Source organism: Pedobacter sp. 01N416, from assembly GCF_056399685.1.
This window is the reverse complement of sequence record NZ_JBFTRT010000406.1, coordinates 1-7,796: the sequence shown is the minus strand read 5'-3', so window position 1 is coordinate 7,796 and position 7,796 is coordinate 1. Positions and strand designations below refer to the sequence as shown.

Annotated in this window: 8 protein-coding genes; 1 reads left to right on the top strand and 7 read right to left on the bottom strand. The window is 40.2% G+C overall.

From position 1 onward, the window contains the following. The 5 genes from AC1DND_RS19990 to AC1DND_RS19970 all read right to left on the bottom strand — a co-directional run. Positions 1 to 981 (bottom strand): amidohydrolase family protein (locus AC1DND_RS19990; protein WP_477584302.1); only part of this gene is annotated, 981 nt, incomplete at its 3' end. 82 nt (positions 982 to 1,063) lie between these two features. Next, entirely contained in the window at positions 1,064 to 2,482 is a 1,419-nt protein-coding gene (locus AC1DND_RS19985; RefSeq protein WP_477584300.1) for a carboxymuconolactone decarboxylase family protein, read from the bottom strand. Positions 2,483 to 2,528: 46 nt separating this feature from the next. Then, positions 2,529 to 3,473 (bottom strand): aldo/keto reductase, encoded by a 945-nt coding sequence (locus AC1DND_RS19980; RefSeq protein ID WP_477584299.1) that lies wholly within the window; start codon positions 3,471 to 3,473, stop codon positions 2,529 to 2,531. Between the two features lie 235 nt (positions 3,474 to 3,708). Continuing rightward, entirely contained in the window at positions 3,709 to 4,251 is a 543-nt protein-coding gene (locus AC1DND_RS19975) for a zinc-binding dehydrogenase (protein WP_477584298.1), read from the bottom strand. Positions 4,252 to 4,426: 175 nt separating this feature from the next. Beyond that, positions 4,427 to 4,918: a Crp/Fnr family transcriptional regulator gene (locus AC1DND_RS19970; protein ID WP_477584296.1), complete on the bottom strand. Its 492-nt coding sequence runs from the start codon at positions 4,916 to 4,918 to the stop codon at positions 4,427 to 4,429. Between the two features lie 102 nt (positions 4,919 to 5,020). On the opposite strand from AC1DND_RS19970, the gene AC1DND_RS19965 reads away from it, so the two are divergent. Continuing rightward, positions 5,021 to 5,920, top strand: a complete 900-nt coding sequence (locus tag AC1DND_RS19965; protein ID WP_477584294.1) for a helix-turn-helix domain-containing protein — start codon at positions 5,021 to 5,023, stop codon at positions 5,918 to 5,920. Between the two features lie 73 nt (positions 5,921 to 5,993). On the opposite strand, the gene AC1DND_RS19960 is transcribed toward AC1DND_RS19965, so the two are convergent. Continuing rightward, complete coding sequence (locus AC1DND_RS19960; RefSeq protein ID WP_477584292.1) at positions 5,994 to 6,995, bottom strand: carboxymuconolactone decarboxylase family protein; 1,002 nt, start codon at positions 6,993 to 6,995, stop codon at positions 5,994 to 5,996. Positions 6,996 to 7,070: 75 nt separating this feature from the next. Next, the gene (locus tag AC1DND_RS19955; RefSeq protein ID WP_477584290.1) at positions 7,071 to 7,484 is read right to left on the bottom strand and encodes a (R)-mandelonitrile lyase; all 414 of its coding nucleotides are present in this window, start codon (positions 7,482 to 7,484) and stop codon (positions 7,071 to 7,073) included. Positions 7,485 to 7,796 lie beyond the last annotated feature (312 nt).

Below are 7,796 nucleotides of genomic sequence, written 5' to 3'. Positions count from 1 at the left end.
GATTTTTTCTTTGGCCTCTTCTGAAATAGGCGCACTTTCAAGAAATTGCCTGGTACTATTATCTATTAAATAAGGGTAATCACCTGAATAAATAATTTTGTCGGCCCCCAGCTCATCAATCACATATTTAAGTTGAGCTTCAGAAAAAAGTCCGCTTGGTGTGATATAGATATTGCTTTTATAATAGTCGGAGATTTTGCGCTCTAATTTTAAGGTTTTGCTTAACTGATCGTCTAAGCGGTTCAGAAAAAAAGGAACCAGTTCACCCCAATGTCCTGAAATGAGTTTCAGGTCAGGCAGTTTATCAAAAATGCCCGAAGCAATTAAGCGGACAATTGCAATTCCTGAATCTAAATGCCAGCCATATCCTGCCGATGAAAACATAGCACCTGCAATGCCAGGCCAGTTATTACTCTGATAATAATGTGCGGCAATATTTTTGGAGATGAAACCAGGATGCATATACACAGGCACATTTAACTCCTGGGCTTTAGAAAAAATGGGCAAAAATGCTGTTTCATCAAAAAATCGGCCATTAAAAGTTCCTGAAAGCATTGCGCCTTTAAAACCTAATTCCTTCACTGCCCGGTTCAACTCTTCTCCGGCCGCAGTTGGGTCGGCAACGGGCAAGGTGGCAAAACCGGCAAATCTTGTTGGGTACTTTTTTATCAGCCTGGCTAATTCATCATTGGCCTCGCGGCAAAGTTCAGCGGCCAATGTCTTGTCCGTTATGTTTTGAGGACTTCCGGCACCGTAGGAGAGCACCTGTATGTCAATGCCGCTTTCATCCATAAATTTTATCCGCCGTTCCCCAACATCTTCCATATCCTCGCTGCTTGGCCCAATTTTCATGAGTTCCTTTTGCACTTCATCATTAGGTGCAGTGCCACCATTTTCTTTGATATTAAATGCGGCTAATTTTTGCGAGATGCTTTTCAGGATAAAATGCTCCTCAATGGTAATTATTTTTAGTGGTTTCATTTTCTACTATAGTGACAATGCGAATTAAGCCCGGAAACTCAATTCCAAGGCACTTTTATACGGATTAAGATTAGCTAGCGGATTATTTACCCGCGCCATCATATACCTCTTTTACAACCAATGATGCAGAAACGAGTTTCGGCCAGCCTGCGTAAAATGCCAGTTGAGTTAATGCTTCGCCCATTTCCCCGCGTGTAATGCCATGCTCAACAGCCCGCCCCATATACATGCCAAGAAATTGGATATCTCCAGCCGCAATCATTGCACTTACGGTTGCCAGGCTTCTGCTTCTTGATGATAATCCTGCCCGGAGCCAAACCTCGCCGTACAATAATTCATTGGTATATTTAGCAAAACCTTCGGCTATCGGGGCGATATTTTGCGCTATAAATGCTACCCTGTTCTCATCGCCCGGTAAAGCCTCATTTTTATCAAGCGCCAGCGGGCTGGTTGAAGGTAATTCTGCCCCTAATATTCCATAATTTGCAAATACATCTTTTGCAACAGCAACAGCCGACATGGCATTGGGCACCCCTGAATAGAAAGCAAGGTGTGTGATAATTTCTGAAAGTTCACCTGGCGTAATACCACTGTTCAGCGCTTTGATAAAGTAATGCGGCATGGCATTGCTTTGGTTTCTTGCTATCAGGGATGACAAAGTAACGATGCAGCGGTCATGCTTTGATAACCCTGGGCGCTCCCAAACTTCACCTACCAGTTTTTCGGCGATATACTTACCTAATGCAGGAGAAACACTACTTACATCAGCACTTGAAAATGCAGGTTTTGGCCCGGTCTTTTCTGCATTGCTAATTTTAAACGCTTTTACAATTGCTTCGCCTACGCTTGCGGCAGATTGCGGATTTTGGCCCGTGATCAACCTGCCATCAATAGCAATGTTATTATTCCAGTTAGGGGCATGCTTGTAAACAGCTCCATGGTTAATTAAAGCATCCTGAAGCAGGAACGGAACTACCTTGGTTGATTGTACTTCTTCCTCTTCGCCATTGGTAAAGCCAGCTACATTTTTGCCCGAGATCAGATAGGAGCCATCGCTTAGTTTTACGTTTACCAAAGCTGCAGGGCCGTGGCAAACTGCCGAAACAATTTTTCCAGATTCGTAAAATTCCGGCACTAACTTTAAGATTGCGGGGCTATCGGCAAAATCCCACATGGTTCCATGCCCACCCGCAAAAAATATGGCCTCATAGTCTGAAGCTTTTACATCATCTAATTTCAAAGTATTTGCAATAGCTTCACGAAAATTGATATCTGCCCAATATTTGGCATTAACCTGATCGTTGAAATCTTCTAAGCCATCTAAAGGTGCTGCTCCACCCTTGATAGATGCAATATCAACTGTAACGCCACTTGCTTCTAATTTTTCTAATGGATGGGTAACTTCGCTCAGGTTAAATCCTGTAGGGATACCTGTATCTCCTTTTACATTACAGCTTGTTACTACAAACAAGACTTTTTTCGAATCTTTTTCTATATTCATTTCGTTTATTTCAATATTTATTGAGGTAGATTATTTTAGTAGACAACTATATCATCGATTTTTCCCAGGCACCCTGGGTATCAACGCCCGCTTTTGCTGCCAAGGTTTCTATTCTTTCTATTTCCTGATGAGTTAACCTAATTTTAGTGGCATTTAAAGCGTCTTCAATTTGAGCAGTTTTGGTTATCCCAATAATGGGTAAGGTGTTTTTAGCAATGGCCCATGCAATTGCAACCTGGGCAACGGAAGCATTTTTGCCGATACCAATTTCTCTCATCACATCGGTTAATTCTTCTACCTGTGGAAGCACTTTATTGTAGGTATTTGCTCTGGCGCTACCTTCGGGAAGCGGATTTTGAGTATTATATTTGCCAGACAATGCGCCTTGTTCAAGCACCATATAAGCAAAGAAAGTAATGTTGTGTAATTTGCAATAGTCGATGATCCCGGCATCTTCGGATGAACGGTATAGAAGACTGTAATGGTTCTGTACGGCAGAAATACTAAAACCTGCGGTTTCAAGTATACTATTGGCCAATATAATTTCTTCGAGGTTATGGTTAGATACCCCAACACTTTTTATTTTTCCGCTTTTAAGCAGTGGAATCAGTTCGGGAGTCAATTTACTAACGTCAGTAGGGTTATGAATCCAGTAAATGTCTATATAGTCCGTTCCTAAACGCTCAAAACTGCTATTCAGCATTTCCTCGATAGGGTTGTCAGAAGAACCAGCCATCTGTGGTGTAAACTTGGTAGATAGTAAGAGATCCTCACGTGGGTATTGTTTTACAAACGCTCCTAATATCGTTTCGGATGAACCCATACCATAGGCGGTTGCAGTGTCCCATAGGTTAAAACCTGCCTTCATTGCGGTATCGAACACCTGCTTTAAATCGCCAGCGCTAAGGTTGTTGCCGAAAACCTGGTCGCCTCCTGCAGAACCTGTTCCCCATGACCAGGTACCGAATGCTATTGATGGTAATTTTTTCATTTTCTTTTTATTATTTGCAGAACTGCGGTAGACGATTTAATGGATTATAGAATAGAGCTAAGTTCTTTATACTTTTGCATCAGATCGTTATACGGATTCCTGTTTCTCTTACCATTATTTCTGCTTTAGCGTATTTCTGCGAGATTGTTTGCAATACGTTTGCACCAATAAATAAAGCTCTATGAATTGTTTCATAAGGCCGTGCATATCAAAAAAATTTGCTAAAACTGGTATTTTAAGATGCGATATTAAAAACGACTTTGCCTAAAGCCCCCTCTTTGATTATCGTTTTATAAGCTTCCTTATAAGCTGACATGGGGTAAGTTTTGCTGATGTGGATATCAAAACCTTTTAATGCATCATTTGCTAATCGGTTTAAACTTTCTGTGTCAGATTTCATCAAAAGAATTTCATATTTCTTTCGAGATACCATGTTATTTGAAAACGAATGCACGAAATTCCATAACGAAGGGGTAACGGTAAAATATGTGGATTTAGGCTTCATTAATTTTTTAGCTTGACTGAAAGATAATTTAGCAGATAGTTCAATGATAACATCAAACTTCTTCTTTAAATCCGTCACTTTTTCTCTGTTGTAATCAATCACATAATCACTCCCCCACTTCTTTAACAAATGATGCCCTTTTGCGCTTGAAACAGCCGTTACAATCGCTCCCCGGCTTTTAGCAATCTGTATCGCAAACATACCTACTCCGGCAGATGCGCCGTTTATCAAAATCTCCTTCCCTTTTATACTATCCTTGTTTTTAGTGAGCATCTGTAAAGCGGACTGGCCGACCGTTGGTATTGCAGAAGCTTGTTCAAATGACAGATCCGCAGGCTTTTTAGCAATTTCCTTATAAGGTGTAAAACATCGATAACATTGAGGTGATCGTTCTTCGATGTAAAATTATCGGAACGGAAATTGAATATCGTTGACTTCAATCAACAAATCATAGGTGGGCAACTCTTCTTCTAACCCTGCTTAATGTTTCCTTCCGGATGCCAAGAAAGCTTGCAATGTAATGTTGCGGAACACGCAACAATAAGGATGGTCTTTCCTTAAGAATTTCCAGATACAACTCTTCTGGTGATGCCGATTTAATTCGGTTGGAATTTTCCATTATAATAGCATTATCGGCGAAGCTCTTCTGAATCATGAAGTGCTGAATCCACGGTGTCTTTGCAGCGCTACACATGTCATTGCCTGTTATACACAATAACTCGCAATCCTCAAGTGCCTGTAGGTTCATGTCCGTCGGCTTCTGGTTAATCATACTTTCAACCTGGCCAACCCATGTATTTTCCTCATAAAATCTGGAAATTTTCTCATCACCCTGGCTATCCAGCCAATATTCGCGCAAGCAGCCTTTTAAAGTAAACGACCAATATTTAGGAACTTTACCGGCTATGTAATGGAATTCACCCTTTTTTAAATAAACCATTATACATATTCCTGTTTCTCTTACCAATTTTTCTGTTCATTAGCGCTTCTGCAGGGATAATTGAAATACTTAAGCTATTTTCACTTTAAAATAACCGAAGTAATGGGAAATCCCCTTAGAATTGAAAGTGTGGCTCAGATCAATAACGAGAGGGGGCAGAAGACCCTGCATCCTTTGGTCAGTGTTCTTGATCAGTCGCTATCGAAGCCGGTAAAAGAGGCGCGTTATATTTCTGATGTGTACATGATCTTTTTAAAAGACGAGAAGTGCGGGGAGATGAAATATGGCCGCAATCACTATGATTACGAAGAAGGAACACTTCTTTTTATTGCACCAGGGCAGGTATTTGGTTTTGAGGAAAGCGAAAACATGATACAGCCGACCGGCTGGGGATTATTCTTTCATCCCGATCTCATCCGTGGAACCCATCTTGGCAAATGCATTAACGAATACAGCTTTTTCTCTTACGATGTTAATGAAGCACTTCACGTATCCGATGCAGAAAGAGAAATAGTGCTGGAGTGTTTTAATAAGATCCGGTATGAATTAGCGCATCCTATTGATAAGCACAGCAGGACGTTGATCGTTAGCAACATTGAAATGTTCCTGAATTATTCTGTTCGGTTTTACGACCGGCAGTTTCTCACCAGAGAACATATCCATAAGGATGTATTGACTGTATTTGAGGGATTACTGAACGAATACTTCCAGTCGGAAAAGCTGCAAACCCTGGGATTGCCCTCCGTTTCGTATTGTGCAGAGCAACTCAACCTGTCTCCAAAATATTTCGGAGATCTGGTAAAAAAAGAAACAGGAAAATCTGCACTAGAGTATATACACCTCAAACTGATTGATGCCGCGAAAGAACAGATACTTGATCTCAGTAAATCCGTAAGTGAAGTTGCATATAGGCTTGGCTTTAAATATCCCTCACATTTTACCCGTTTTTTTAAACAACAGGTTGGACATTCGCCCAATGAATACCGGAATTCTATGAATTGATTGAAATACGCATAATTTCTTGTCGGGCTGCAACGCTTTTAAAAACCAGATTCTTTGTCATCCTTGACATATCCTATTTTAGTTTACTAAAAACCTCCAGCATCGTTTCATTGTCTAGACTGTTCATATCTACCAGTTTTAATGTTTTTACCATTTTTAGGGTGGTTGTTTTGTAGTGCTGGAAGTGTGGTGTTTGCAAATGAGACTGATATGCTGCTTTATTGGCGTATATTTCTATGATCCTAACCTCAGTGGGGTTTTTCTGTTGAAACATAGGAAAAATGGCAATCACACCAGGCTCGATTTTTATAGAAGCCGCGGCCTCCTGCCGCAAAATGGATTTATAATCTTCGAGGTATTCTGGTAAAATTTCGATTTCAGAAATACGCACCATCATATCCTTCTCAATTACAGGAACCAATGGTTTTCCGATTATTTTCCTGATGGTATTTCCCTGTGTTTTATTAACGTTTGTTTCAACCAGCATTGCTAATTGTTCCAATTGGTTTTCAGTTAGGCCTGTATTCTTTCCCATGTTGATATGAGCCTGCAGCTGACCTTCGACACCAGGCATCGAGGCCAGAGCCGCAATTGTTACCATTTCTCTTTGCTGATAACTCAGCACGTCACTAACAAAAATGTCGGCAAATAAATGTTCCTTTAAAAAAGCATCAATACGCGGTGCAAATTCCCCGAAGCCTGGGGCAGGTTTTGATTGTGGGGTCTTGGTCAGTTCTTCCAACACTTTTCTGCCCTGTTCATATTTATTTTTAGGATTATTTGCTACGACAATTGTTTTCCCTACTTTATCGGTGATCCCCTTTTCTTCTCTCTCCTTTGCTACAGTCATAAAAACGTTAATGGCATTAAGGCTTCTTGGAAAGCCACAATACGCATAAAGCTGAACGAGCGCTTCTTTAATTTCGTTAATAGCAAGTCCGGAATCCAGCCCTTTATTCAATTCCACTTTTAACAGTTCCAGGTTTCCCGTAGCTGTAAGTGCCGAAATTTTTACCAAGCTTTGCTGTTGTGCAGACAAATCCGTATTAGCTGTTTTGTTTGGTTGTGCATTCATTTTGATCATACTTATTGTGAGCACAAAAAATAGTATCCCCTTTAAAAATTTGCTTTTGCCCATCATTTTGATTGTTTAATTTTTGTTGGCTGCGTTGAACTCTTCATCAGTTACAGGGTTTAACCAAACTGCATTAGTTTCACCTTCATAATTGGTAATGGCAATATGTACCATCTTTGTTCTGGCGGTAGCTCCATGCCAGTGTTCTACATTTTCTGGTATGTTGATTACATCACCTTTTTTGATGACTTGAGCTGTTTTCCCTTCTTGCTGGTAAAGGCCCTCGCCTTCGGTTATAATCAGTACCTGCCCTTTAGGGTGCGTATGCCAGTTGGTTCTTGCCCCTGGTTCAAAAGTTACGCTACCCAAAACAAAATCGTTGTTCTTATCTTTTGCCAGAAGTGTCTGCAAATAAGCATCTCCAGTAAAATATCCATTGGTTAATTTTTCTCCTTTAGGGAAAAGAGCCGTGGTGTTTTCTGTTATCATTTTTTCTTGATTTTTATTGTTATTGCAGGCGGTTATAGAAAATGAAATTCCCATTATAAAAGCTAATAACATTATCCTGAAAATTGTTTTCATTGCAATGAGTTTATTTTATTGTACCAATTCACGGTTATTTTTAGTTTCAGATTGCATTTCTCACTAACAGGGATCAATACCAAAAGTTGTGGAGGACGGTAAAAACAAATAGCTTTGCATTTTACTATTTCACTTTATATGACTTCCCCTGCAGCCTCTTTACTTAAATTGTTCTTACCAGATTTTATACTAGCAAACTTTACTATTACCGGTGTCATT

Bases quoted from the DNA above. Each gene is read 5' to 3' on its own strand.
- AC1DND_RS19975 (WP_477584298.1), bottom strand. From the start codon at position 4,251: ATGCTCACTAAAAACAAGGATAGTATAAAAGGGAAGGAGATTTTGATA.
- AC1DND_RS19955 (WP_477584290.1), bottom strand. From the start codon at position 7,484: ATGATAACAGAAAACACCACGGCTCTTTTCCCTAAAGGAGAAAAATTA.
- AC1DND_RS19970 (WP_477584296.1), bottom strand. From the start codon at position 4,918: ATGGTTTATTTAAAAAAGGGTGAATTCCATTACATAGCCGGTAAAGTT.
- AC1DND_RS19980 (WP_477584299.1), bottom strand. From the start codon at position 3,473: ATGAAAAAATTACCATCAATAGCATTCGGTACCTGGTCATGGGGAACA.
- AC1DND_RS19985 (WP_477584300.1), bottom strand. From the start codon at position 2,482: ATGAATATAGAAAAAGATTCGAAAAAAGTCTTGTTTGTAGTAACAAGC.
- AC1DND_RS19965 (WP_477584294.1), top strand. From the start codon at position 5,021: ATGGGAAATCCCCTTAGAATTGAAAGTGTGGCTCAGATCAATAACGAG.
- AC1DND_RS19960 (WP_477584292.1), bottom strand. From the start codon at position 6,995: ATGAATGCACAACCAAACAAAACAGCTAATACGGATTTGTCTGCACAA.